Origin of the sequence: Streptomyces sp. NPDC090021, from assembly GCF_044748225.1 — a bacterium.
Taxonomy (GTDB): Bacteria; Actinomycetota; Actinomycetes; order Streptomycetales; family Streptomycetaceae; genus Streptomyces.
In genome coordinates this window covers 173,584-198,667 of the sequence record NZ_JBIVFO010000002.1, presented here as the reverse complement: position 1 = coordinate 198,667, position 25,084 = coordinate 173,584, and the positions used below count along the sequence as shown (strand labels likewise).

Sequence of the window (25,084 nt, the reverse complement as noted above, 5' to 3'; positions counted from 1 at the left end):
CTATTGTCCCGTGCGCTGATCAGTGGTCGGAGCCAGGGGTGCCGTACGCGCACCGAGCGCGGCCATCACCGCGTCCGCGGCGCGACCGGCGCTCGCGATGCAGGCGGGAATGCCCACTCCGTCGTAGAGCGCACCGCACACGGCGAGGCCGGGCAGGGCCTCGACGGCGCCGCGGATCCGGGCGACCCGGCCGAGGTGGCCGACGGGGTACTGGGGCAGTCCGCCGTCCCAGCGGGTGACGGTGGAGGCGACGGGACGGGCCGTCAGGCCCACGGCCTCGCCGAGGTCGGCGAGGGACACCTCGACCAGGTCGCCGTCCTCGCGCTCCAGGTCGCGCTCGTCGGCGTAGCGGCCCACGGAGGTACGCAGGAGGAAGAGGTCGGGGTCGGCACCGGCCCAGGACCACTTGTTGCTGGAGAAGGTGGACGCCTTGATGGTCCGGCCGTCGACGGGCGGGACGAGGAAGCCGCTGGCGTCGCCGCCGGAGACGGCCGCGGGCAGGTCGCCGCGCCGGAAGGCCATGGTGACCAGGGCCATCGAGGCGTACTCGACCTGGTCCAGCTCGGCCGCGGCGGCCGGCGCGAGGGTGGCCAGCAGCCGGGCGGCGGGCCCGGCCGGGACGGCCAGGACGACGCCGTCGGCCTCGACGGTCTCCGCGGCGGCCACGACCCGCCAGCCTTCAGCCGTACGAAGGACCTCGCGCACGGGGGCGCCGGTCACGATCCGCGCGCCGGCGGCGCGGCAGGCCTCGGCCACGGCGAGCGGGAGGCGTCCGATGCCGCCGTCGATACCCGCGAACACCGGGCCGGCCGGCTGGGGCCCGCTTTGGGCCTTGCGCTGCAGTTCCCGGACGCCGTCGCCCAGCAGCGCGTGCGTACGGGCGACCTCGAAGAGCTGGGGCACCGCGGCCCGCATCGAGATGCGGTAGGCGTCGCCCGCGTAGACCCCGCCGAGCAGCGGTTCCACCAGCCGGTCGACGACCTCGCGGCCGAGGCGGGCGGCCACGTACTCCCCGACGGCGACGTCCTCGCCGATCTCGGCGGGCGGCAGCGTCCGCTCGGCCTCGATGCGGGCCAGGCCCTCGGCGGAGAGGACCCCGGAGGCGGCGAGCGGCCCGAGGTCTGCGGGCACGCCCATGACGTGGCCGCGCGGCATCGGCCGCAGCGCGCCCCTGGTCCACAGGTGGGCGGTGGCGGTGGCGGGCGGCTGCACGGCGTCGGCCAGGCCCACGGCCTCGGCGAGGGCCACGGCCTCGGGGCGGCGGGCGAGCATGGACTCGGCGCCGAGGTCGACGGGGGCTCCGGCGAGTTCGCCGGAGTACAGCTTGCCGCCGAGTCTCGGTCCGGCCTCCAGCAGCGTGACGCGGGCGCCCTCTGCGAGCAGCCGGTGGGCCGCCGCGAGGCCCGCGATGCCGCCGCCGATGACGACGATGTGGCCCGGGGAGCCGGCGGGCCGGGTGGCGGTCCCCGGCAGCTCCGTACGCATGTCCGCTTCCTGCATGGACACATCGTCTCAGACCGATCACCGAGGCCGGACCGTGACCGCATCGGGACCGGCTCGGAACCGCGTGTGCGAAACCCGCGACGGGACCCTGTACGTCGAAGGGGCAACACCAGCCGATCTTGGGGGGTTCACAGCGATGCGCAGCATCAGCAGACACCGTTCCGCGGCGGCCCTGGCCGCCCTCTGCCTCACCGGGGTGCTCGCGCTCACTGGCTGCGGGGCGGACGGGCAGGGTTCCGCGAGCGACAAGGCGGCGGTGGCGCCGCCCGCGGCCGACGGGAAGGCGCGGGAGGGCTCGGCGGGCGCCGCGGCGGCCCCGGCCCCGGCGGGATCGGCGGGGTCGTCCGGCGCGAAGGACGGAGCGCCGGTCGCGGTCCGGCCGAACGTCATCCGTACGGCGACGCTCGGCATCGAGACGGCCGATGTGCAGAAGACCCTCGCGGCGGCGCGCACGGCGGCCGACGGCGCAGGCGGCTACGTCGGCCAGGAGTCGACCGAGCGCGGCGAGAACGGCCGGATGACCTCGACGGTGACCCTGCGGGTGCCCGGCGAGCGCTACGACTCCGTGCTCGCCGCCCTGGAGGGCGGCGGGAAGCTGCTGCACCGCAAGGTCGACGCGCAGGACGTCACCGAGAAGGTCGCGGATATCGGCAGCCGCGTCTCCTCGCAGCAGGCCAGCGTGGCGCGGGTGCGGGAGATGATGGGCAGGGCCTCGGCGCTGAGCGAGGTGGTGATGCTGGAGGGCGAGCTGAGCCGGCGCCAGTCCGACCTGGAGTCGCTGCTGGCGCAGCAGACGGCGCTGAAGGACCAGACGTCGATGGGCACGATCACACTGGAGGTCTCCGAGCCGGTCCCGGCGGAGGAGAAGGAGAAGGAGGAGGAGCCCACCTTCCTCGGTGCGCTGAGCGGCGGCTGGGAGGTCTTCACGAAGATCCTGCGCTACCTGATGGTGGCGTTGGGGGCGCTGCTGCCGTTCCTGCTGGCGGCCTCGGTGGTGGCGCTGCTGGTCCGGGCGTACCGGCGGTGGCGGCCGGCGCGGCCGAGGACGGGCCCGAGCCCGAAGCGGGTGGCGGTCCCCGCGCAGCGGATGGCGGCTCCGGACACCGAGGCCGACGTGCAGGACTGAACGCGCGTTCGCCCGTAGCGTGTTCACCATTCGACGTCGGTGAAGGGGCGGTACGGGCGATGGCGACGGAACGGCTGGTGGTGGTCGGGGGCGACGCGGCGGGGATGTCCGCCGCGTCACAGGCCCGCAGGCTCAGGGGGCCGCAGGACCTGGAGATCGTGGCCTTCGAGCGCGGCCGTTTCACCTCCTACTCGGCCTGCGGCATCCCGTACTGGGTCGGCGGTCTGGTCGGCGGGCGCGACGAGCTGATCGCCCGCACCCCCGAGGAGCACCGCGCGCGGGACATCGACCTGCGCACCCGTACGGAGGTGGTGGAGCTCGACCTGCCGGGGTCCCGGGTCCGCGCCCGTGATCTGGACGGCGGGTCCGAGGCCTGGACGCACTACGACAAGCTCGTCCTGGCCACGGGTGCCCGGCCGGTGCGTCCGCGCCTGCCCGGCATCGGCGCGCACGGGGTGCACGGCATCCAGACCCTGGACGACGGCCAGCGCCTGATGGACGCGCTGGAGCGCACCCGGGGCCGGCGGGCGGTCGTGGTCGGCGCGGGCTACATCGGCGTGGAGATGGCCGAGGCCCTGGTGCTGAGGGGCTACGAGGTGACCGTCCTGCACCGGGGCGAGCAGCCGATGGCCACGCTGGATCCCGACATGGGCGGTCTGGTGCACCGCGCGATGAACCGGATGGGGATCGTCACGGTCTCGCGCGCCGAGGTGACGAAGATCCTCACGGACGAGGAGGGCCGGGCGCGCGCGGTGGCCACGGCGGACGGCGAGGAGTACCCGGCGGACGTGGTCGTGCTCGGCATCGGCGTGGAGCCGCGCACCGCGCTGGCCCGCGCCGCCGGCCTTCCGCTCGGTCCCTCGGGCGGGATCCTCACGGACCTGTCGATGCGCGTGCGCGGTCACGAGAACGTCTGGGCGGGCGGCGACTGCGTGGAGGTCCTGGACCTGGTCGCGGGCCGGACCCGGCACATCCCCCTGGGCACCCACGCCAACAAGCACGGGCAGGTCATCGGCTCTGGCGTGGGCGGCGGCTACGCGACCTTCCCCGGGGTGGTCGGCACGGCGGTCAGCAAGGTCTGCGACCTGGAGATCGCCCGTACGGGGCTGCGCGAGCGCGACGCGCTGGCGGCGGGCCTGCGCTTCGTGACGGCCACCATCACCTCCACCAACACGGCGGGCTACTACCCGGGCGCGGCGGAGATGACGGTGAAGATGCTGGCGGAACGCCGTACGGGCCGGCTCCTCGGCGTACAGATCGTCGGCGGCGCCGGTTCGGCGAAGCGGGTCGACATCGCGGCGGTCGCCCTCACGGCGGGCATGACGGTGGACCGGATCGTCTCGCTCGACCTGGGGTACGCCCCGCCGTTCTCCCCGGTCTGGGACCCGGTCCTGGTGGCGGCCCGCAAAGCGGTCTCGGCAGTCCGCGCGGCAGGCGTCTGACCGCCGCTCCGCACCGTGCGGTGCACGGCGCGGAGCGGCGCGGCGCGGCGCGGCGTTCGCGTTCCGGTGCCCCGGGCCTCAGCGGGCCGTCTTGGTGTGGACGTAGTCCACCAGGCGGGTCAGTGCCTCGGGGTCGGTCGTCGGGAGGACGCCGTGGCCGAGGTTGAAGACGTGGCCCTCCAGGCCGGCGGCCGCCGCGAGGACCTCGTCCGCCTTGGCCTCGACCGCTTCCGTGGTGGAGAAGAGCACGGCCGGGTCCAGGTTGCCCTGGAGGGCCTTGCCGGGGCCGACGCGGCGGGCCGCCTCGTCGAGCGCGACGCGGTAGTCGACGCCCACGACGTCGGCGCCGGCCTCGCCCATCAGGCCGAGGAGCTCGCCCGTGCCCACGCCGAAGTGGATGCGGGGGACCCCGTAGGAGGCGACGGACTGCAGGACCTTCGCCGAGGCGGGCATGACGGAGCGGCGGTAGTCCGCCGGGGCGAGCGCGCCGACCCAGGAGTCGAAGAGCTGGACGGCGGAGGCACCGGCCTCGATCTGGACCTTCAGGAAGGCGGAGGTGATCTCCGCGAGGCGGTCGAGCAGGTCGGCCCAGAGCTGCGGGTCCCCGTACATGAGGGCCTTGGTGTGCTCGTGGTTCTTCGACGGGCCGCCCTCGACGAGGTAGCTCGCAAGGGTGAAAGGCGCGCCCGCGAAGCCGATCAACGGCGTGGAGCCCAGTTCACCCGTGAGCATGCCGATCGCCTCGGTGACGTACGAGACGTCCTCGGGGGTGAGGTCGCGCAACTGTGCGAGGTCCTCGCGGCGGCGGATCGGCTGGGCGACGACCGGGCCCACACCCGGCTTGATGTCCAGGTCGACGCCGATGGCCTTGAGCGGGACCACGATGTCGGAGAAGAAGATCGCCGCGTCGACGTTGTGGCGCCGCACCGGCTGCATGGTGATCTCGGTGACCAGGTCGGGCCGCATGCAGGACTCCAGCATGGCGGTGCCCTCGCGGACCTTGCGGTACTCGGGGAGGGAGCGCCCGGCCTGCCGCATGAACCACACCGGCGTGTGCGGTACCGGCTCCCGTCGGCACGCCTTCAGGAAGGCGGAATCGTACGTCTGGCTCGGCTGGCCCTTGGGGCTGTCGTTGGCGCTCACGACCCAAATCTTCGCACGTATGAAGAAGTGCCCGGCCCGGCACGGGTGTCCCTGCGCCGCACGGCCGCACATACCGCCTAGTCTTCCCCGCATGGCTGCGGCTCAGGGACGATTTTCAGATGGCGCCGACGGTACGGACAGTGCGAAGGAGGGCTCCGTCCCACTCCCGTTCCGCCGGGCGGTCGAAGGCTTGAAGAAGGCCCGGCTGCGCCCGGGGGTCGAGATCGATCCGACGAAGCCGCCCCAGCGGCTGGCCCCGTACGCCTACGCGCTGGAGGCCGCGGTGGTGGACGGGGAGGACGACCTGGCCGACGGCCGGCTCATCCTGCTCCACGATCCGGCCGGGCACGACGCCTGGCACGGGACCTTCCGCCTGGTGACGCTCGTGCGGGCGGAGCTGGAGCCCGAGATGGCCGCGGACCCGCTGCTGCCGGAGGTGTGCTGGTCCTGGCTGACGGGGGCCCTGGAGGCGCGCGGGCTGGCCTACGGGGAGGCGAGCGGGACGGTGACCATGGCGAGCTCGCACTACTTCGGCGGGCTCGCGGAGCGCCGGCCCGCGACGCAGATCGAGATCAGGGCCTCGTGGACGCCGCGCGAGGGCGTGGGCGGGGTCCCGGACACCCCGGCGCACCTGTCGGCGTGGTGCGAACTGATCTGCCAGATCGCGGGCCTGCCGCCGGTGGGCCCGACGGACACGGCGACGGGCGTGGTCTCCCTGCCACAGCGCCGCGGTCCGCACCACCCGTAGCCACGGGGCGGCAAGGCCGCCCCGAAAGGGGCACCTCCCCGTGGCAGGCGGGGGCGGAGTGTCACAACGCGGCCTCCGTTGAGGGCTTCTGATCACCCGATGATCGATCAGGCGTCCGAATTGCCCGAATTGTTACTCACCAAATCGTGATCATTCCCTAAAGCCGGGCGGGTGACGTGCCGAAGGAGTCAGTGACCATCCGCACGGTTCGCACCGGCTTCCTTCCCCCAGCCGGCCGTCCCGCCACTCCCCCAGGAGGCCTAGGTGTCCGTTCTTCTCGAGCAGCCCGCAAGCCTGGTCGCCTACCGCCCGAACAAGCCGACGGCCATGGTCGTCGTGGCCGACCCGCGCGTGCGTTCCACCGTGACCCGCCATCTGTGGGCCCTCGGAGTCCGTGACGTGATCGAGGCGTCGTCCATCGCGGAGGCCCGCCCCCGCGTCGGCAGCCCGCGCGACATCTGCGTGGCCGACGTACACCTGCCCGACGGTTCCGGTCTGACCCTGCTCTCCGAGACCCGTGCCGCAGGCTGGCCGAACGGCCTGGCCCTGTCCGCCGCCGACGACATCGGCGCCGTCCGCAACGCCCTCGCGGGCGGGGTGAAGGGCTACGTCGTCACCGGTACGCGCACCAACATCGGGCTCCCCACCCGGCCCGGCGCCGCCCCCATCGGCGCCGCCGCCGCCCGTATGCACCGCCGCCCCCCGGGTGCCCCGAGCCACCCGGGCGGCTACCGGGAGCTCTCCGGCCGCGAGGTCGAGGTCCTGCGCCTCGTCGCGGAGGGCCAGTCCAACAAGGCCATCGGCGTCTCGATGGGCCTGTCCGCCCTGACCGTCAAGTCCCACCTGGCCCGCATCGCCCGCAAGCTGGGCACCGGTGACCGCGCGGGAATGGTCGCCGTGGCCCTGCGCACCGGGATCATCCACTGAGCGCGGGCCGGAGCGCCCGGATAGTCGTCCGGAACCCCCGGACGCAACCACCGGACGCACCCCCGGGCGGACGCCCGGACAAGCGCCCGGACAAACGTCCGGGGCACCCCGGGGAAACACCCCACCTACTGATCGCGCCCGTCGCCGGAACGTTCCGGCGACGGGCGCGTCGTATACACGGATACCCTTGACCGGTGACCGACGCCCAAGAGACCGCAGCAGACCTGCGCACCACCACCGGGGGCGGCCCCCCGGACGACGTCGTTGTTCCGCCCGGTGGGCTGCCGATCCCCCTGCTGGAGCCCCGCGAGGGGATCCCTCCGGTGGTCGCCGACGCGGACGCCCTCGCCGAGGTGGTCGCGGCCTTCGCCGCGGGCACCGGCCCCGTGGCAGTCGACGCCGAACGCGCCTCCGGATACCGCTACGGCCAGCGCGCCTACCTCGTACAGCTGCGCCGCGAGGGAGCCGGGTCCGCACTGATCGACCCGGTGGGCTGCCCCGACCTGTCCGCACTGGGCGAGGCCCTCTCCGGCACCGAGTGGATCCTGCACGCCGCCACCCAGGACCTGCCGTGCCTGCGCGAAATAGGCATGGTCCCCACCTCGCTGTTCGACACCGAGCTCGCGGGCCGGCTCGCCGGCTTCCCCCGGGTCGGACTCGGCGCGATGGTCGAGAGCGTTCTCGGCTACGCCCTGGAGAAGGGCCACTCCGCCGTCGACTGGTCCACCCGACCGCTGCCCGAGCCGTGGCTGCGCTACGCCGCTCTGGACGTGGAGCTGCTGGTGGACCTGCGGGACGCGCTGGAGAAGGAGCTGGACCGGCAGGGCAAGCTGGAGTGGGCCCGGCAGGAGTTCGACGCGATCGCCTCCGCCCCGCCGGCCCCGCCGCGCAAGGACCCGTGGCGCCGTACGTCCGGCATGCACAAGGTGCGCCGCCGCCGGCAGATGGCCGTCGTACGGGAGCTGTGGGAGTCCCGGGACCGGATCGCGCGGCGGCGTGACGTGTCGCCGGGCAAGGTGCTGGGCGACGCCGCGATCGTCGAGGCCGCTCTCGCCCTCCCCGCGAACGTGCACACCCTCTCGGCCCTGCCCGGCTACGGGCAGCGGATGGGCCGTCGCCAGCTCGACCAGTGGATGGCCGCCGTGGACCGCGCGAAGGCGCTGCCCGAGAGCGAGCTGCCGCAGCCGGGGGCGACCCCGTCCGGCCCGCCCCCGCCGCGCTCCTGGGCCGACAAGGACCCGGCCGCCGCGGCCCGGCTGGCCGCCGCCCGCACCGCCGTCTCGGCGCTGGCGGAGCAGCTGAACCTGCCCCAGGAGAACCTGATCACCCCGGACACCGTCCGCCGCGTGTGCTGGGAGCCGCCGCAGCGGCTGGACGCGGACGCGGTCGCCGGGACCCTGGCACTGCACGGCGCCCGGCCCTGGCAGATCGAACAGGTGACCCCGGTCCTGGTCACGGCCCTGTCCGCCAGCGCCTGATCCCGTCCCGCACAGCAGAGCCCCCGGCCCCCGGCCGGGGGCTCTTGCGGTCACGGGGACCGAGTGTGACCTTCGCCGCTCCTCGGGGAGGGGGTGTGCACATTGGTTACCCGCAAGTAGCATGGTCGGGTGAGCGGGCGCTCAGCAACGTATGCCGAGTGCGCCCCCGCGCAGCAGTGCCATCCCGCACCTGGAGGAGAGCCAACGTGCCTCGTACCGTCAGGGACGTCGTCTTCGTCGACGGCGTCCGCACCCCGTTCGGCAAGGCGGGCCCGAAGGGCATCTACAACGAGACCCGCGCCGACGATCTCGTCGTGAAGGCGATCCGGGAGCTGCTGCGCCGCAACCCGGACCTGGACCCCAAGAAGATCGACGAGGTCGCCATCGCCGCGACCACGCAGATCGGCGACCAGGGTCTGACGCTGGGCCGCACGGCCGGCATCCTCGCGGGCCTCCCGCAGTCCGTCCCGGGCTACTCCATCGACCGCATGTGCGCCGGCGCGCTGACCGCCGTGACCGCCGTCGCGGGCGGTGTGGCCTTCGGTGCGTACGACGTCGCTCTCGCCGGCGGTGTCGAGCACATGGGCCGTCACCCCATGGGCGAGGGCGTGGACCCGAACCCGCGCTTCGTCTCCGAGAAGCTGGTCGACGAGTCCGCCCTGTTCATGGGCATGACCGCCGAGAACCTGCACGACCGGTACCCGACGATCACCAAGCTCCGCGCCGACGAGTACGCCGTGCGCTCGCAGGAGAAGGCCGCCAAGGCGTACGCCGACGGCAAGATCCAGCAGGACCTGGTCCCGATCTCGGTGCGCAACACCAACGAGGCCGCGGGCGAGACGGGCTGGGGCCTGGTCACCACCGACGAGCCGATGCGCCCGGGCACCACGCTGGAGAACCTGGCGAACCTGAAGACCCCGTTCCGTACGCACGGCCGGGTCACCGCGGGCAACGCCGCCGGTCTCAACGACGGTGCCACCGCCGCGATCATCGCGTCCGAGGACTTCGCCCGCGAGAACAACCTCCCGGTCAAGATGCGCCTCGTCTCGTACTCCTTCGCGGGTGTCGAGCCGGAGGTCATGGGCTACGGCCCCATCCCGGCCACCGAGAAGGCCCTGGCCCAGGCCGGCCTGACGATCGACGACATCGGTCTCTTCGAGATCAACGAGGCCTTCGCGGTCCAGGTGCTCGCGTTCCTGGAGCACTACGGCATCGCCGACGACGACGCCCGCGTGAACCAGTACGGCGGTGCCATCGCCTTCGGTCACCCGCTGGCCTCCTCCGGCGTGCGCCTGATGACGCAGCTGGCCCGCCAGTTCGAGGAGCAGCCGCACGTCCGCTACGGCCTGACCACCATGTGCGTCGGCTTCGGCATGGGCGCCACGGTCATCTGGGAGAACCCGAACTTCAACGCCGAGGGAGACTCCAAGTGAGCGAGCGTAGCGAGGGAACAATGAAAAACAGCAGCACGTGCGAGTGCTCGACCGAGCGCAGCGAGGGAGTGGCATGAGCACCACCGCTGAGCTCCTGAAGGGCGCGGCCGAGCTGTTCCCGGACGAGGTCGTCACGTCCGCGCACGTCCGCCACCTGGACCTGCCGTTCGGCGCCGGGCGCTTCGCGCTCATCACGCTGGACAACGGCTTCGACCACACCAAGCCGACCACCTTCGGCCCGCAGTCCCTCGCCAACCTGAACGCGGCGATCGACCAGGTCGAGCAGGAGGCCACCGCCGGCACCATCGTCGGTGCGGGCATCACCGGCAAGCCGTTCATCTTCGCGGTCGGCGCCGACCTCAAGGGCGTCGAGCTGCTGAAGAAGCACGACGAGGCGCTCGCCATCGGCAAGGGCGGCCACGACGTCTTCAAGCGCCTCTCGGCGCTGGCTGTGCCGACCTTCGCGTACTACAACGGCGCGGCGATGGGCGGCGGCGTCGAGGTCGGCCTGCACTGCAGCTACCGCACCGTCTCCAAGGCCATCCCGGCCTTCTCGCTGCCCGAGGTCTTCCTCGGTCTGGTCCCCGGCTGGGGCGGCTGCGCCATCCTGCCGAACCTGATCGGCGCCGAGCGCGCGGTCTCGGTCATCATCGAGAACTCGCTGAACCAGAACCGGCAGCTGAAGGGCAAGCAGGTCTTCGAGCTCGGCATCGCCGACGCGATCTTCGAGGGCGCGGACTTCCTGGAGCAGTCGCTCCTGTGGACCGCGAACGTCCTGAACGGCACCACCGAGGTCGTCCGTGCGGAGATCGACCGCGGCGAGGCCTGGGACGCGGCCGTCGCCAAGGGCCGCTTCATCGCGGACTCCAAGGTGCACGGCGCCGCTCCGGCCGCCTACCGCGCGCTGGACATCATCGCCGCGGCCAAGGACGGCGACCTGCAGGCCGGCTTCGACGCCGAGGACACGGCCCTGGCCGACCTCATCATGGGCGGCGAACTGCGCTCCGGCATCTACGCCTTCAACCTGGTGCAGAAGCGCGCCAAGCGCCCGGCCGGTGCTCCGGACAAGTCCCTGGCCCGTCCGGTCACCAAGGTCGGCGTCGTCGGCGCGGGCCTGATGGCCTCGCAGCTGGCGCTGCTCTTCCTGCGCCGCCTGGAGGTGCCGGTGGTCCTCACCGACATCGACCAGGAGCGCGTGGACAAGGGCGTGGGCTACGTCCACGCCGAGATCCAGAAGCTGCTCGGCAAGGGCCGCATCAACCAGGACAAGGCCAACCGCCTGACCGCCCTGGTGAGCGGTGTCCTGGACAAGGCCGAGGGCTTCGCGGACGCGGACTTCATCATCGAGGCCGTGTTCGAGGAGATGTCCGTCAAGCAGAAGGTGTTCGCGGAGGTCGAGGCGGTCGCCCCGGCGCACGCGATCCTCGCCACCAACACCTCCTCCCTGTCGGTGTCGGAGATGGCCTCCAAGCTCCAGCACCCGGAGCGCGTGGTCGGCTTCCACTTCTTCAACCCGGTCGCGATCCTCCCGCTGCTGGAGATCGTCCGCGGTGAGCAGACCGACGACGCCTCGCTGGCCACGGCCTTCGGTGTCGCCAAGAAGCTGAAGAAGACCGCGGTCCTCACCAAGGACGCCCCGGCGTTCGTCGTGAACCGCATCCTGACCCGCTTCATGGGCGAGATCCAGAACGTCATCGACGAGGGCACCCCGGTCGCCACGGCGGAGAAGGCCATCGAGCCGCTCGGCCTGCCGATGTCCCCGCTGGTGCTGCTGGAGCTCGTGGGCCCGGCGATCGGCCTGCACGTCTCCGAGACCCTGAACCGCTCCTTCCCGGAGCGCTTCACCGTCTCCCCGAACCTCAAGCGGGTCGTCGAGGCCGGCAAGCGCGGCTTCTACGTCTACGACTCCGGCAAGCCGGAGCTGGACCCCGAGGTCGCCGCCCTCCTGGTGCAGGGCGATGTCGTCCTGACGGAGGAGCAGGTCCGGATGCGCGTCCTGGACGCGGTGGCGCAGGAGATCGGCCTGATGCTGGAGGAGGGTGTCGTGGCCGAGGCCCAGGACATCGACCTCTGCCTCATCACCGGCGCCGGCTGGCCCTTCCACCTGGGCGGCATCACGCCGTACCTGGACCGTGAGGGTGTCTCGGAGCGTGTGAACGGCAGGAAGTTCCTCGCCCCCGGCATCGCGAGCGTCCCGGCCTAGTCCGGATCGCAGACGGCTGTTCGACGGCCCGGCCCGCCTCCCACGGGGGGCGGGCTTCGGCCGTTCGAATACCTGTCTAAGATTCACCCCCATGACGGAAACGCACGCGACGGAAACGCACACGCGGCCCGGGCGCCGCCGACGCCGCATCCTGCGGATCACCCTGCTGCTGGTCGCCGTGCTGATCCTGGGCGCGGCCGGAGCGGGCTGGTGGGCGTACAGCCACCTCAACGGCAACATCGACAGCGTCGACCTGGACCAGGCGATCGGTGACGACCGGCCCGCCAAGGTGGTCGCGAACGCGCAGAACATCCTGGTGCTCGGCTCCGACTCGCGGGCCGGGGCCAACGGCGACCTCGACCACGGGTCGGTCAGCGGCGCCCGCTCGGACACCGCGATGCTGGTGCACATACCCGAGGGCCGGGGCAGGGCCACCGCGGTGAGCATCCCGCGCGACACCCTGATCACCCGGCCCGAGTGCAAGGACCGCGACGGCAAGGCGGTGCCGTCCGCGAAGCGGGTGATGTTCAACTCCGTCTACTCGCTGGCCGGTCCGGCCTGCGTGGTCAACACGGTCGAGCAGATGTCCGGTGTCCGCGTGGACCACTTCGTCGAGGTGGACTTCGCGGGCTTCAAGGGCCTGGTGGACGCGCTGGGCGGGGTCACCGTCACCCTGGACAAGCCGATGAGCGGCGCCAAGGGCGGTCTGAAGCTCGACGCGGGCACGCACCGGCTGAACGGCACCGACTCGCTCAGGTTCGTCCGTACCCGGTACGGCTACGGCGACGGCAGCGACCTCGGACGCATCGGCCTGCAGCAGCAGTTCATACTGGCCATGCTGGCGGAGATCAAGAAGCAGGACGTCCTCGGCAACCCGGCCCGGCTGTACAAGCTCGCCGACGCCGGCACCAAGTCGCTGACCACCGACTCCGATCTGGCCTCGCTCACCGCGCTGTCCGACTTCGCGCAGAGCATGAAGGGCGTGAACCCGGAGACGATGGAGACCATCATGCTGCCGGTCGCCTACGACAAGGTGGACCCGAACCGCGTGGTCGTGGCCGAGCCGCAGGCCACCCAGCTGTGGGACGCCCTGCGCAAGGACGAGAAGGTCCCCGCCTCCGCGAAGGAGTCCCCCGCCAAGGGCTGACGGGCCCTGGCGCACACACGGAGCCGGCCCTACGGGTGACCCCGTACGGCCGGCTCCGGCGTTCGCGCGGCCGGGACGGTTTCAGTACGTGGCGTCCGCGCCGACCTTGCCCAGGCGGCTGTGCCGGCGTCCGTAGACGAAGTAGACGATGACGCCGATGGCCATCCAGACGCCGAAGCGCAGCCAGGTCTCGGCCGGCAGGTTGAGCATCAGCCAGAGCGAGGCCGCGATCGACAGGATCGGGAGGAACGGCACCCACGGGGTGCGGAAGGCCCGGTGCAGGTCGGGGCGGGTCCTGCGGAGGACGATGACGCCGAGCGCGACCACCACGAAGGCGAACAGGGTGCCGATGTTGACCAGTTCCGCGAGGCTCTCCAGGCTGGTGAAGCCCGCGACGATCGCGATGATCCCGCCGAGCAGGATCGTGGCCCGGTAGGGGGTGCGGTACTTCGGGTGGGTCACGGAGAAGACCCGGGGCAGCAGTCCGTCGCGGCTCATGGCGAAGAACACACGGGTCTGGCCGAGCAGCAGGATCATGCAGACGGTGATCAGGCCGACGGACGCGCCGAGACTGATGGCGCCCGAGAAGAACGGCTGGTTCACCGATTTGAAGGCCTCGGCGAGCGGCGCGGTCGCCGACATCTCCGAGTACTTCTGCATACCCGTGACCACGAGGGTCACCGCGACGTAGAGCACGGTGCAGATGAGCAGCGAGCCCAGGATGCCGCGCGGCATGTCCCGCTGGGGGTTCTTGGTCTCCTCGGCCGCCGTCGCCACGACGTCGAAGCCGATGAAGGCGAAGAAGATGAGCGAGGCCGCCGTGAAGATGCCCATCACACCGAAGTTGGTCGGCTCGTAACCGAAGAGCACCTGGACCAGCGGCGAGTGCCAGCCGCTGACGCCCTCGGCCTGTGGCTGGGCCGGCGGGATGAACGGCGAGTAGTTGTCGGCCTTGATGAAGAACAGGCCCGCGACGATGACCAGCAGCACGACGGTCACCTTGATGGCGACGACGACCGCGGTGATGCGTGCGGAGAGCTTCGTCCCGACGACCAGGATCCACGTCAGCACCAGGACCAACAGGAAGGCCAGCAGGTCGAAGTGGCCGCCGGCATCGGGGCCGGACAGGGAGGTCGGCAGGGTCCAGCCGAGGTTGGTGTCCATGAGGTGGCGCACGTAGCCGGACCAGCCGACCGCGACCACCGCCGTGCCGAGCGCGAACTCCAGCACCAGGTCCCAGCCGATGATCCAGGCGGGCAGCTCGCCGATGGAGGCGTAACTGAAGGTGTACGCCGATCCGGCCACCGGCACGGTGGACGCGAACTCGGCGTAGCAGAGCGCCGCGAGGGCGCAGACGATGCCAGCGGCCACGAAGGCGAGGGCGGTGGCGGGTCCGGCGTTGTTCCGGGCCGCGATGCCCGTGAGGACGAAGATGCCGGTGCCGATGATGACACCCACACCGAACACCGTCAGGTCCCAGGCGGAGAGCGACTTGCGGAGCGCGTGTTCCGGCTCCTCCGTGTCGCGGATGGACTGCTCCACCGTCTTGGTGCGGAAGGGGCTGTGCATATCCCTACTCACCGACGCACCTCCGAACAGGTGTCGACGCACGCGAACGGGCCGGGAGGCCCACTCCTCAAGAGTGATCTCCCGGCCCGTGACGTGCAACCGCGCGGCGATCTAGTGCCCGCCGTCCGGGCTAGTCGACGGTGGCCGCCGGCTCGCTGTCGTAACGCCCGTCCAGCTTGGCGACCAGGCCCGTCACCTGCCGGGCGACGTCCGGGGCGGTCAGGCCGATCTCGGCCATGATCTCCTTGCGGAGGGCGTGGTCGAGGAAGCGCTGCGGGATGCCGAAGTCGCGCAGCGGTACGTCGACGCCCGCGTCCCGCAGGGCCTGCGAGACGGCGGAGCCCACGCCGCCGGCGCGGCCGTTGTCCTCGACGGTGACGACCACGCGGTGCCGGTCCGCGAGCGGGGCCAGTGCCTCGTCGACGGGCTTGACCCAGCGGGGGTCGACGACGGTCGTGGAGATGCCCTGCTTGTCCAGCAGGTCGGCGATCTCCAGGCACATCGGGGCGAGCGCGCCGACCGAGACGAGCAGCACGTCCGGACTGGTGACCTCGGCGCCCGGGGTGCGCAGGACGTCCATGCCGCCGATCCGGCCGACGGCCGGTACGGCCGGGCCGACGACACCCTTGGAGAAGCGGACCACGGTCGGGGCGTCCTTGACCTCGACGGCCTCGCGCAGCTGGGCGCGCAGCTGCTCGGCGTCGCGCGGGGCGGCGAGGCGCAGGCCCGGGACGACCTGGAGGATGGACATGTCCCACATGCCGTTGTGGGAGGCGCCGTCGTCGCCGGTGACACCGGCGCGGTCCAGGACGAAGGTGACGCCGCACTTGTGCAGGGCCACGTCCATCAGGACCTGGTCGAAGGCGCGGTTGAGGAAGGTCGCGTACACCGCGAAGACCGGGTGGACGCCGCCGGTGGCCAGGCCCGCCGCGGAGGTGGCGCCGTGCTGCTCGGCGATGCCGACGTCGTAGATGCGGTCCGGGAAGGCCTCGGCGAACTTGTTCAGGCCGACCGGGTGGAGCATGGCGGCGGTGATGCCGACGATGTCCTCGCGCTCGTGGCCGATCTTGACCATCTCGTCGGCGAAGACGGAGGTCCAGCTGGCCGCGGCGGTCTTGACCGGCAGTCCGGTGTCGGGGTGGATGACGCCGACCGCGTGGAAGCGGTCCGCCTCGTGCTCCAGGGCGGGGGTGTAGCCGCGGCCCTTCTGCGTGAGGCAGTGCACGATGACCGGGCCGCTGAAGCGCTTGGCGCGCTGCAGGGCGGACTCCAGGGCCTCGATGTCGTGGCCGTCGATGGGCCCGATGTACTTCAGGCCCAGGTCCTCGAACATGCCCTGCGGGGCGATGAAGTCCTTGAGGCCCTTCTTGGCGCCGTGCAGGGTCTCGAAGAGCGGCTTGCCGACGACCGGGGTGCGTTCGAGGAGCTCCTTGCCGCGGGCGAGGAAGCGCTCGTAGCCGTCGGTGGTGCGCAGGGTGGCCAGGTGGTTGGCGAGGCCGCCGATGGTGGGGCCGTAGGAGCGCTCGTTGTCGTTGACGACGATGACGAGCGGGCGGTCCTTGGCCGCGGCGATGTTGTTCAGCGCCTCCCAGGCCATACCGCCGGTCAGTGCGCCGTCGCCGATGACGGCGGCGACGTGGTGGTCCTCGCGGCCCAGTACCTCGTTGGCCTTGGCCAGACCGTCGGCCCAGCCCAGCACGGTGGAGGCGTGCGAGTTCTCGATGACGTCGTGGTCGGACTCGGCCCGCGAGGGGTAGCCGGACAGGCCGCCCTTGGAGCGCAGGTTGCCGAAGTCCTGGCGGCCCGTGAGCAGCTTGTGGACGTAGGCCTGGTGGCCGGTGTCGAAGAGGACCTTGTCCTTGGGCGATTCGAAGACCCGGTGCAGGGCGATCGTCAGTTCGACCACGCCGAGGTTGGGGCCGAGGTGCCCGCCGGTCTTGGAGACGGCGGCGACGAGGAAGGACCTGATCTCGGCCGCGAGCTGGTCGAGCTCCTCCTGGCTGAGCCGGTCCAGATCGCGCGGTCCCTTGATGCGGGGCAGCAGCACCCGTGCCTCCTTGCAGTTGCTTGCTGGTCTGTCGAGTCTAATGTTCCGTCTCCGCGCGCGGTCATCGGGCCGTCCCGGAGCAGTCACACCTTTGTCATACATGTACGCCCGATCCTGCGGCCACACCTCACATACGGGCGTATACCCGCACACGAGTACCCCGCACATGCACGCACCGATGCCCGGCGCCACGAGAAGTGACGCCGGGCATGTGACCGGTGTTACCGCCGGAGCCGGCTCCGGCGGGCCCTCGGGCGCGCGGTCAGGCGCGTCCGGCCGTCTTCTGGGTCTTGCGGGTGACCGAGTCGATCACCACGGTGGCCAGCAGGACCGCACCGGTGATCATGTACTGGACCGGCGTCGCGATGCCCTCCAGCGCCAGACCGTACTGGATCGAGACGATGACCATGACGCCGAGGAGGGCGTTCCAGGTCCGGCCGCGGCCGCCGAAGAGGCTGGTGCCGCCGATGACGGCCGCCGCGATCACGTTCATCAGCAGGTCGCCGGCGCCGGCGCTCTGGTTGGCCGCCGCGATCTTGGAGGCCCAGAACAGGCCGCCGATGGCGGCGAAGGTGCTGGAGATCGCGAAGACCGTGATCCGGATCCGGGTGACGCTGATGCCCGCACGGCGGGAGGCCTCGACGCTGCCACCCAGTGCGAAAACGTTTCGCCCGAAGGTCGTGCGGCGCAGCAGGAAGTCCGTGACGACCAGGGCCAGCAGGAAGAGCACCACCGCGAGCGGCAGGCCCTTGTACTGGTTGAACAGCACGGCCGGACCGAAGGTGCACAGGGCGAGCAGGCCCGTGCGCAGCAGGATCTCGGTGAGCGGCCGGGAGGGCATCCCGGCGGCCTCGCGGCGCCGGGCGTCGAAGAAGGCCGCGAGGAAGTAGCCGGCCACCGCGAGCGCGGCCAGCCCGTAGGCGACGGCCACGTCCGAGAAGAAGTACGTGGTCAGCTGGCCGACCACGCCGTCGGAGTCGATGTTGATGGTGCCGTTGCTGCCGAGGATCTGCAGCATCGCGCCCAGCCAGAACAGCAGGCCCGACAGGGTCACGGCGAAGGCGGGGGCCCCTACCCTGGCGAAGAAGAAGCCGTGGATGGAGCCGATCAGGGCACCGCCGACGATGGCCGCGAGGATGGCCAGCCATTCGTTCACGCCGTGGGTGACGGCGAGGACGGCGACGATCGCACCCGACACACCGCTCACCGAGCCGACCGAGAGGTCGATCTCGCCGAGGAGCAGCACGAAGATGATGCCGATGGCGATCATCCCGGTGCCGGTCATCGTGATCGCGATGTTGGTGAGGTTCTCCGGGGTGAGGAAGTTGGAGTTCAGCCCCTGGAAGATGGACCAGATGACGATCAGGCCGATGACGACCGGGAGGGAACCCAGGTCGCCGGCCTTCATCTTGTGCTTGAACTCGCCCCAGTAGCCGGCGAGGCCCTCCTCCCTGACGAGCAGGCGGGGGTCCACGGCCGGGATCGCGTCGTGCGCGGCCGCCGGGTTGACCGGGTCGATGTGCTCGTGCTCACCGACGGCGCCCTTGTCCAGGGGGCCGGTGGCAGGGTTCTGGGTGCTCACTTGCCGGCCTCCGAGGTGCGGGCCGCCCGGCGGGTCACGGCGTTGTCCGTGGCACCGGTGATGGCGGAGATGATCTCTTCCTGCGAGGTGTCGGCGACGTTGAAGACACCGTTGTTGCGGCCCAGCCGCAGGACCGCCACCTTGTCGGCGACGGCCTTCACATCGGCCATGTTGTGGCTGATGAGGATCACGGCGTGACCGCGCTCGCGCAGCCGCTCCACCAGGTCGAGCACCTGAGCGGTCTGCTCGACGCCGAGGGCGGCGGTGGGCTCGTCGAGGATGACGAGCTGGGGCTCGCCCAGCATGGAACGGGCGATCGCCACGGTCTGGCGCTGACCGCCCGACAGCGAGGCGATGGGGATCCGGACACTGGGGATCCGGATGGACAGCGTGGTCAGGAGCTCGCGGGCGCGCCGCTCCATCTCCACCTCGTCGAGGACGCCGAACTTCTTGAGCTCCCGGCCGAGGAACAGGTTGCCGACGACGTCGATGTTGTCGCACAGCGCCAGGTCCTGGTAGACCGTCGCGATGCCCAGGTTCTGGGCGTCGTGGGGCCTGCCGATGGAAACCGGGCGCCCCTCCCACTCGATGACACCGTCATCGATGGGGTGCACGCCGGCGATCGTCTTGACCAGCGTGGACTTGCCGGCACCGTTGTCGCCGACCAGGGCGACCACTTCACCGGAGTGGATCTCGAGTTCTACGTCGGTCAGGGCCTGAACGGCGCCGAACCGCTTCGAGACCCCTCGCAACGCCAGCACGGGCGCAGCGGACACATGAACCATCTCCTTCGCCGCCTGACCGGCGGGGATGTCGTGCAGAAGAGCAGGAGCGGGGCGATTGGGGGAACGTTTCTGCCCGGCGCCCCGCCGGGTGGCGGGGAGAGGAGGGGCGGGGCGCCGGTCAGGTACGTGGGGCCGCCTCGCGGGGAGGCGGCGGGGGCCGCTACTTCAGGCCGATGGCGGCGCAGGCGGCCGCGTACTTCTCGGTGCAGATCTCGTCGACCGTGTAGACGCCGTCCTTGACGACGGTGTCCTTGATGTTGGCCTTGGTCAGCGAGACGACCGGGATCAGGACGGCCGCGACGCCCTTGGTGGTGGGGCTGTCGACCGTGGAGGTGCTGCCTTCGGCCTTCCCGCCCTTGGCGAGGGCGACGGCCATCTTGGCGGCGGCCTCGGCCTCGGGGGCGTAGGGCTTGTAGACGCTCATGAACTGCTCGCCCGCGACGATGCGCTGCACACCGGCGAGTTCGGCGTCCTGGCCGGTGACCGGCGGCAGCGGGGAGACGCCGGCGGCCTTGAGGGCGGTGATGATGCCGCCGGCCATGCCGTCGTTGGCGGAGTAGACGCCGATGACCTTGTCCTTGCCGAGCGCGGAGAGCGCGGCCGCCATGTTGGTGTTGGCGTTCTCCGGCTTCCACTCGACGGTGTCGTACTCCTTGCCGACGTTCACCTTGCCGTCGAGCTCGGAGTGCGCGCCGGACTTGAAGAGCTTGGCGTTCGGGTCGGTGACCGAACCGTTCATCATGACGATCTGGCCGTCCTTGGCCTTGTCGCCCAGCGCCTCCAGCAGCGCCTTGCCCTGGACCTTGCCGACCTCTTCGTTGTCGAAGGAGGTGTAGGCGTCGATCGGGCCCTCGGCCAGGCGGTCGTAGGCCACGACCGGGATACCGGCGTCCTTGGCCTTCTTGACCGAGCCGGCGATGGCCTTGGAGTCCACCGCGTCGATGATCAGGACGTCCACCTTGTTGGTGATCATCGTGTCGACCTGGGAGTTCTGCGTGGTCGCGTCCTGCTTGGCGTTGGCGTAGACGACCTCGCCCTTGCCGCCGGTGAGCTCGGCGACCTTCTTCTCGATGAGCGGCTTGTCGAACTTCTCGTAACGCGCGGTCTGGTTCTCCGGCAGGAGCAGACCGACCTTGATCGCGTCGCCCTTGGCCGCGCCGGAGGACTCCTTCGTCTTCTCGCCGGCCTCCTTGGCACTGCCACAGGCGGCAAGGGAAACGGCCATGGCGCCGGCGGCAACGGCTACGGCGGCTCTGCGCATACGCGTGTTCATTACTTGAACCTCCCTGACGAGGCCGCTACGCCGCGGCCGAGGTGGATGTGAGTCAACCCCGGCCGCGTTTTGCCGTCAAGGAGTGAATTCTTAACGAGATGACAACGGTGCCATTCGTTATCTACCTGAAGGCAAGACAGCTGGAGCGCGCACTCCACTTCCATGGTCTGACAAAAGCGTCGAATCGCCCATCTCGCTCAGCACGAGCGCCAGCGCTCCCAGCACCTCGGCCCGTCCGCCCAGGGACCCCGTCAGTACCGACAACTGCCGGGCCGCACTGGGGATCGCATACCTCCCCACTGATTCACGGATGGGGGCCAGGACCAGTTCACCGGCCTCCGCCAGCGAGCCGCCCAGCACCACCCGGCTCGGGTTCAGCAGGTTGCACAGACTGGCCACTCCGCTGCCGATGTGACGGCCGACATCGGTGATCACCCGGCGGCAGCCGGGGTCGCCGTCGCGGGCCAGTTCGACCACCCGCTCCATCGTCAACTCCGGTCCGTGCGTGCCCTGGAGCAGCGGCAGGACGTACCGGGCGGCGGCGAAGGTCTCCAGGCAGCCGCGGTTCCCGCAGCGGCAGACCGGGCCCGACTCGTCCAGCGTGATGTGCCCGATCTCGCCCGCCGTGCCGCCCTGGCCGCGGTAGATCTGGCCGTTGATCACCAGGCCGGCGCCGACACCGCTGGCCACCTTGATGTAGGCCAGGTCCTTCACTCCCCGGCCGCTCCCCCAAACGAGTTCACCGAGGGCGCCGAGGTTCGCGTCGTTGTCCACGTAGACGGGCACGCCGAGGCGCTGGGAGAGCTCCTGGCGCGGATTGATCCCCGCCCAGCCCGGAAGGATCGCGGTCGAGCCCAGGGTCCCGGACTCCACGTCGATCGGTCCGGGGACGCCGAGACCGACGCCGATGACCTTGTCCAGGCCGACCCCTATTCCCTCGATCAGCCGTCCGACCAGGGCTTCCGCCCGGTCGAAGCCGTCCGCCCAGGAGGCGTCGACGTCCAGCGGTTCGGTCTCCTCGGCGAGGACCTGGTGGGCGAGGTTTCCGACGGCCACCCGCAGGTGGGTGTGGCCGAAGTCGACACCGATGACGATGCCCGCGTCACCACTGAGCGACACGCTCCGTGCCCGCCTGCCGCCGGCCGAGGTGTCGGTGACCTCGACGGTCCCGCCGTCCTTCAGCTCCCGGACGATGTTGGAGACCGTGGCCGCCGACAGTCCGGTGGTACGGGCGATCTCCGCCTGGGTCAGCGACCCCGCGAGCCGCACCGCCCGTACGACCCGTTCGAGATTCGCGCGGTGCAGTGACGACTGCGATCCGGGAGTCTGCACGACTCATCCACTCCTGCCCATAAGCGACGGCCACCCGTCGCCCCCCGGCCGGGACACCTCGCGACTTCGCGCTCCGAGACCCCGGCGTCTCTCCAACTTGTGAACCTTAAGTCGAGCCTTTGCGCATCCGCACGTCAAGAGGCTGACACGACACGAATCGGGCCTACCGGCCGAAAGGGGGAGGGAGCGGCCCCGTGGATCGTGTTACGGTCGCTGAGGCGCCGGTCCTCTGCGGCCCTTCCGGCCGGACCGGGCGCCTGCCATGTCAGCGCGACGCGAGGAGGTGTTCGGGATGAGTCCCGATCGAAGTCTTCGCAGCGCTCTCTCCGGCTGATCCGCCGACCGGCCGACCGGCCGACCTCTCCATGAGCGCGCACGGCAGCGGTCCGCCGCCTGCCGCGTGCACGGCTGCGTTCCTCTCGCGTCCCTTCCCTTCCGCATGACCGGGCGACTCCGTCCGGCGTGCGTCATCCCTGTCCGTCGACGTACGCGACGGCCCGCGCGGCCGCCGCACGCCGACCCCTGATCACTCCGCGTGACCGTTCGGCTCCGTGCCGCCCGGAACCGTGGAGGGAGGTATGTGCCATGACCATGCTCACCCCCCGTACCCCGGCCAAGCTCGCACCGCCGGGCCGCTCCCGCCGCGAACGCAAGGCCGCCGAGCTGGAGTCCCGGACCCGGATCGTCGGCGAGCGCCTCGCCGGGATCAGCGCCGCCCCGGGCGCCCGGGCGCTGCAGTCGGTGGACGCGTCCCTGGGCGGCCTCACCCGCGCCGAGGCCGCGCTCCGGCTGGAGCGCCACGGCCCGAACACCGTCGCCCAGGAGCGCGCCCCGCGCTGGTACGTCCAGCTCGCGAAGGCCTTCGGGAACCCCTTCATCGCCGTCCTGGTCCTCCTGGCCGCCGTCATGTACTGGCAGGACCCCGCCGACCCCGGTGTGGTCATCCTCTCCGTGATGGTGGGGATCAGCGGGCTGCTGCGCTTCTGGCAGGAATTCCGCTCGGGCCGCGCCGCCGACGCGCTGGCGCGGCTCGTCACCACGACCTGCGCGGTCCAGCGCCGGGCCGGGAGCGGCGGCGTACCCACCACCCTCGAAGTGCCCATGGACCAGGTGGTCCCCGGCGACGTGGTCAAGCTGGCCGCCGGCGACCTGATCCCGGCGGACCTGCGGCTGCTCACCGCGAAGGACCTGATGATCAGCCAGGCCGCGCTCTCCGGCGAGTCCCTGCCGGTGGCCAAGGCCGACACCCGCGTGCAGGACCTGGGCCAGCAGGTCACCACCGACCCGGTCGAGGCCGACAACCTGGCCCTGATGGGCACCTCGGTCACCTCCGGCACCGCCACCGGGGTCGTCGTCGCCACCGGCTCCGACACCTGGTTCGGTTCGATGGCCGGCTCCCTGGTCGGCGAACGCCCGCAGACCAACTTCGACACCGGTGTGCGCAAGGTCAGCTTCCTGCTGATCCGCTTCATGCTGGTCATGGTCCCCGTCGTCTTCATGATCAACGGCCTGACCAAGGGCGACTGGGACGAGGCCTTCCTCTTCGGCATCGCCGTGGCCGTGGGCCTGACCCCCGAGATGCTCCCGATGGTGGTCTCGGCCAACCTCGCCCGCGGCGCGGTCGCCCTGGCCAAGCGCAAGGTGGTCGTCAAGCGGCTCAACGCGATCCAGAACCTGGGCGCGATGGACGTGCTCTGCACGGACAAGACCGGCACCCTCACCGAGGACCGGATCGTCCTGGACCGCTACCTGGACGTGCACGGCAACGAGGACGGCGAGGTCCTGGAGTACGGCTACCTGAACGCCCACTTCCAGACCGGCCTGCGCAACCTCATGGACCGGGCGGTCATCGACCGCGTGGGCGAGGCCGAGGAGGTTGTCGTCGACACACGGTTCTCCCTGGTCGACGAGATCCCCTTCGACTTCGCCCGGCGCCGGATGTCCGTGGTCCTGGCCCGCAACCCGCTCGCGGGCGACCGCGGACCGGTCGAACACGTCATGATCACCAAGGGTGCGGTCGAAGAGGTCCTGGCCCTCTGCACGCACATGACCGACCGCGGCGAGAGGGTGGAGCTGACCGAGCAGCTCCGGTGGCACGTCACCCGGATCGCCGAGGACAACAACCGGCGGGGCCTGCGGGTCCTCGCCGTCGCCACCCGCACGCTCGACACCCCGCGCGACACCTACTCCGTCGCCGACGAGGACCGGCTGACCCTGGTCGGCTTCCTCGCCTTCCTCGACCCGCCGAAGGCCGACGCCGCCCGCGCCCTGGAGGGCCTCGCCGACAAGGGCATCGCGGTGAAGGTCGTCACCGGCGACAACGAACTCGTCGCCGCCCGGGTCTGCGCGGACGTCGGCATCGACGTGGGCACCGTGGTCCCCGGCTCCGCGACCGACGCCCTCGACGACGCCGAGCTGCGCGCGCTGGCCGCCCGTACGACGGTCTTCGCCAAGGTCAACCCGGTCCAGAAGGCCAGGATCGTCCGGGCCCTGCAGGCCGACGGGCACACCGTCGGGTTCCTCGGCGACGGCATCAACGACGCGGCCGCGCTGCGCGACGCCGACGTCGGCATCTCCGTGGACACGGCCGTCGACATCGCCAAGGAGTCCGCGGACATCATCCTGCTGGAGAAGGACCTCACCGTCCTGGAGCAGGGCGTCCTCCAGGGCCGGACCACCTTCGGCAACACGATCAAGTACATCAAGATGACGGCGTCGTCGAACTTCGGCAACGTCTTCTCGGTGCTGGTCGCGAGCGCCTTCATCCCCTTCCAGCCGATGCTCGCGATCATGCTGCTGGTCCAGAACCTGGTCTACGACATCGCCCAGCTGGCGACCCCGTGGGACCGGATGGACGAGGAGTACCTGCGCCGGCCCCGCAACTGGGACGCCAAGGGCATCGGCCGCTTCATGGTCACCATCGGCCCGATCAGCTCGATCTTCGACATCGCGATGTTCCTGATCATGTGGCACGTGTTCGCGGCCGACAGCGTGGCGGACCAGTCCCTCTTCCAGTCCGGCTGGTTCGTCGAGGGCCTGCTCTCGCAGACGCTGATCGTCCACATGATCCGCACCCGGAAGATCCCCTTCGTCCAGTCCCGCGCCTCCTGGCCGGTGATGGTGATGACCGTCCTCGCGGTGCTGACCGGGCTCTGGCTGCCCTTCTCGCCGCTGGCCTCCTCGCTGGGCTTCGTCCCCCTGCCGGCGGGCTACTTCCCGTGGCTGATCGGCGTGCTGCTCGCGTACTGCACGCTCACCCAGCTCGTGAAGACCTGGTACATCCGCCGCTTCGGCACCTGGCTGTAGGAGGAGGGAGTCCGATGCCGCCCACCGAACGGCGGACGGC

Annotated in this window: 17 protein-coding genes; 9 read left to right on the top strand and 8 right to left on the bottom strand. The window is 71.1% G+C overall.

Annotation, left to right across the window (positions count from 1 at the left end; genetic code table 11):
• The gene (hemG, locus tag ACIPXC_RS02015; protein WP_401612408.1) at positions 1-1,500 is read right to left on the bottom strand and encodes a protoporphyrinogen oxidase; all 1,500 of its coding nucleotides are present in this window, start codon (positions 1,498-1,500) and stop codon (positions 1-3) included.
• 139 nt (positions 1,501-1,639) lie between these two features.
• Between hemG and ACIPXC_RS02010 the strand changes: the two genes are divergently transcribed.
• Both ACIPXC_RS02010 and ACIPXC_RS02005 read left to right on the top strand, forming a co-directional pair.
• Entirely contained in the window at positions 1,640-2,629 is a 990-nt protein-coding gene (locus ACIPXC_RS02010) for a DUF4349 domain-containing protein (protein WP_401612405.1), read from the top strand.
• 59 nt (positions 2,630-2,688) lie between these two features.
• Positions 2,689-4,071, top strand: a complete 1,383-nt coding sequence (locus ACIPXC_RS02005; RefSeq protein WP_401612402.1) for an FAD-dependent oxidoreductase — start codon at positions 2,689-2,691, stop codon at positions 4,069-4,071.
• A 78-nt stretch (positions 4,072-4,149) separates the two neighbouring features.
• On the opposite strand, the gene hemE is transcribed toward ACIPXC_RS02005, so the two are convergent.
• Positions 4,150-5,214 carry a uroporphyrinogen decarboxylase gene (hemE, locus tag ACIPXC_RS02000; RefSeq protein WP_401612399.1) on the bottom strand — a complete coding sequence of 355 codons (1,065 nt, stop codon included), beginning with the start codon at positions 5,212-5,214 and terminating at the stop codon, positions 4,150-4,152.
• Positions 5,215-5,305: 91 nt separating this feature from the next.
• On the opposite strand from hemE, the gene ACIPXC_RS01995 reads away from it, so the two are divergent.
• The 6 genes from ACIPXC_RS01995 (at position 5,306) to ACIPXC_RS01970 (ending at position 13,150) form a co-directional block, all read left to right on the top strand.
• Entirely contained in the window at positions 5,306-5,962 is a 657-nt protein-coding gene (locus ACIPXC_RS01995) for a DUF3000 domain-containing protein (protein WP_401612396.1), read from the top strand.
• A gap of 264 nt (positions 5,963-6,226) precedes the next feature.
• A complete protein-coding gene (locus ACIPXC_RS01990; RefSeq protein WP_007267191.1) occupies positions 6,227-6,889 on the top strand; it encodes a response regulator transcription factor in 663 nt (220 codons plus the stop codon).
• A gap of 194 nt (positions 6,890-7,083) precedes the next feature.
• Entirely contained in the window at positions 7,084-8,367 is a 1,284-nt protein-coding gene (locus tag ACIPXC_RS01985) for an HRDC domain-containing protein (protein ID WP_401612393.1), read from the top strand.
• 206 nt (positions 8,368-8,573) lie between these two features.
• Positions 8,574-9,800, top strand: coding sequence for an acetyl-CoA C-acyltransferase (locus ACIPXC_RS01980; RefSeq protein WP_030847655.1), 1,227 nt, complete (start codon positions 8,574-8,576; stop codon positions 9,798-9,800).
• A 73-nt stretch (positions 9,801-9,873) separates the two neighbouring features.
• The gene (locus tag ACIPXC_RS01975) at positions 9,874-12,003 is read left to right on the top strand and encodes a 3-hydroxyacyl-CoA dehydrogenase NAD-binding domain-containing protein (RefSeq protein ID WP_401612390.1); all 2,130 of its coding nucleotides are present in this window, start codon (positions 9,874-9,876) and stop codon (positions 12,001-12,003) included.
• Positions 12,004-12,094: 91 nt separating this feature from the next.
• The gene (locus ACIPXC_RS01970) at positions 12,095-13,150 is read left to right on the top strand and encodes an LCP family protein (protein WP_401612387.1); all 1,056 of its coding nucleotides are present in this window, start codon (positions 12,095-12,097) and stop codon (positions 13,148-13,150) included.
• 81 nt (positions 13,151-13,231) lie between these two features.
• On the opposite strand, the gene ACIPXC_RS01965 is transcribed toward ACIPXC_RS01970, so the two are convergent.
• From ACIPXC_RS01965 to ACIPXC_RS01940, 6 genes are all read right to left on the bottom strand, one after another.
• Entirely contained in the window at positions 13,232-14,719 is a 1,488-nt protein-coding gene (locus ACIPXC_RS01965; protein WP_401612587.1) for an amino acid permease, read from the bottom strand.
• 130 nt (positions 14,720-14,849) lie between these two features.
• The gene (gene dxs, locus ACIPXC_RS01960) at positions 14,850-16,766 is read right to left on the bottom strand and encodes a 1-deoxy-D-xylulose-5-phosphate synthase (RefSeq protein ID WP_401612384.1); all 1,917 of its coding nucleotides are present in this window, start codon (positions 16,764-16,766) and stop codon (positions 14,850-14,852) included.
• Between the two features lie 262 nt (positions 16,767-17,028).
• Positions 17,029-18,285 carry a sugar ABC transporter permease gene (locus ACIPXC_RS01955; protein ID WP_401612584.1) on the bottom strand — a complete coding sequence of 419 codons (1,257 nt, stop codon included), beginning with the start codon at positions 18,283-18,285 and terminating at the stop codon, positions 17,029-17,031.
• 59 nt (positions 18,286-18,344) lie between these two features.
• Entirely contained in the window at positions 18,345-19,133 is a 789-nt protein-coding gene (locus ACIPXC_RS01950) for an ATP-binding cassette domain-containing protein (protein WP_401612381.1), read from the bottom strand.
• Positions 19,134-19,293: 160 nt separating this feature from the next.
• Positions 19,294-20,406 carry a sugar ABC transporter substrate-binding protein gene (locus ACIPXC_RS01945; protein WP_401612378.1) on the bottom strand — a complete coding sequence of 371 codons (1,113 nt, stop codon included), beginning with the start codon at positions 20,404-20,406 and terminating at the stop codon, positions 19,294-19,296.
• Between the two features lie 117 nt (positions 20,407-20,523).
• Complete coding sequence (locus ACIPXC_RS01940; protein WP_401612375.1) at positions 20,524-21,738, bottom strand: ROK family protein; 1,215 nt, start codon at positions 21,736-21,738, stop codon at positions 20,524-20,526.
• 585 nt (positions 21,739-22,323) lie between these two features.
• On the opposite strand from ACIPXC_RS01940, the gene mgtA reads away from it, so the two are divergent.
• Positions 22,324-25,044: a magnesium-translocating P-type ATPase gene (mgtA, locus tag ACIPXC_RS01935; RefSeq protein ID WP_401612372.1), complete on the top strand. Its 2,721-nt coding sequence runs from the start codon at positions 22,324-22,326 to the stop codon at positions 25,042-25,044.
• The last annotated feature ends 40 nt before the right edge of the window (positions 25,045-25,084 follow it).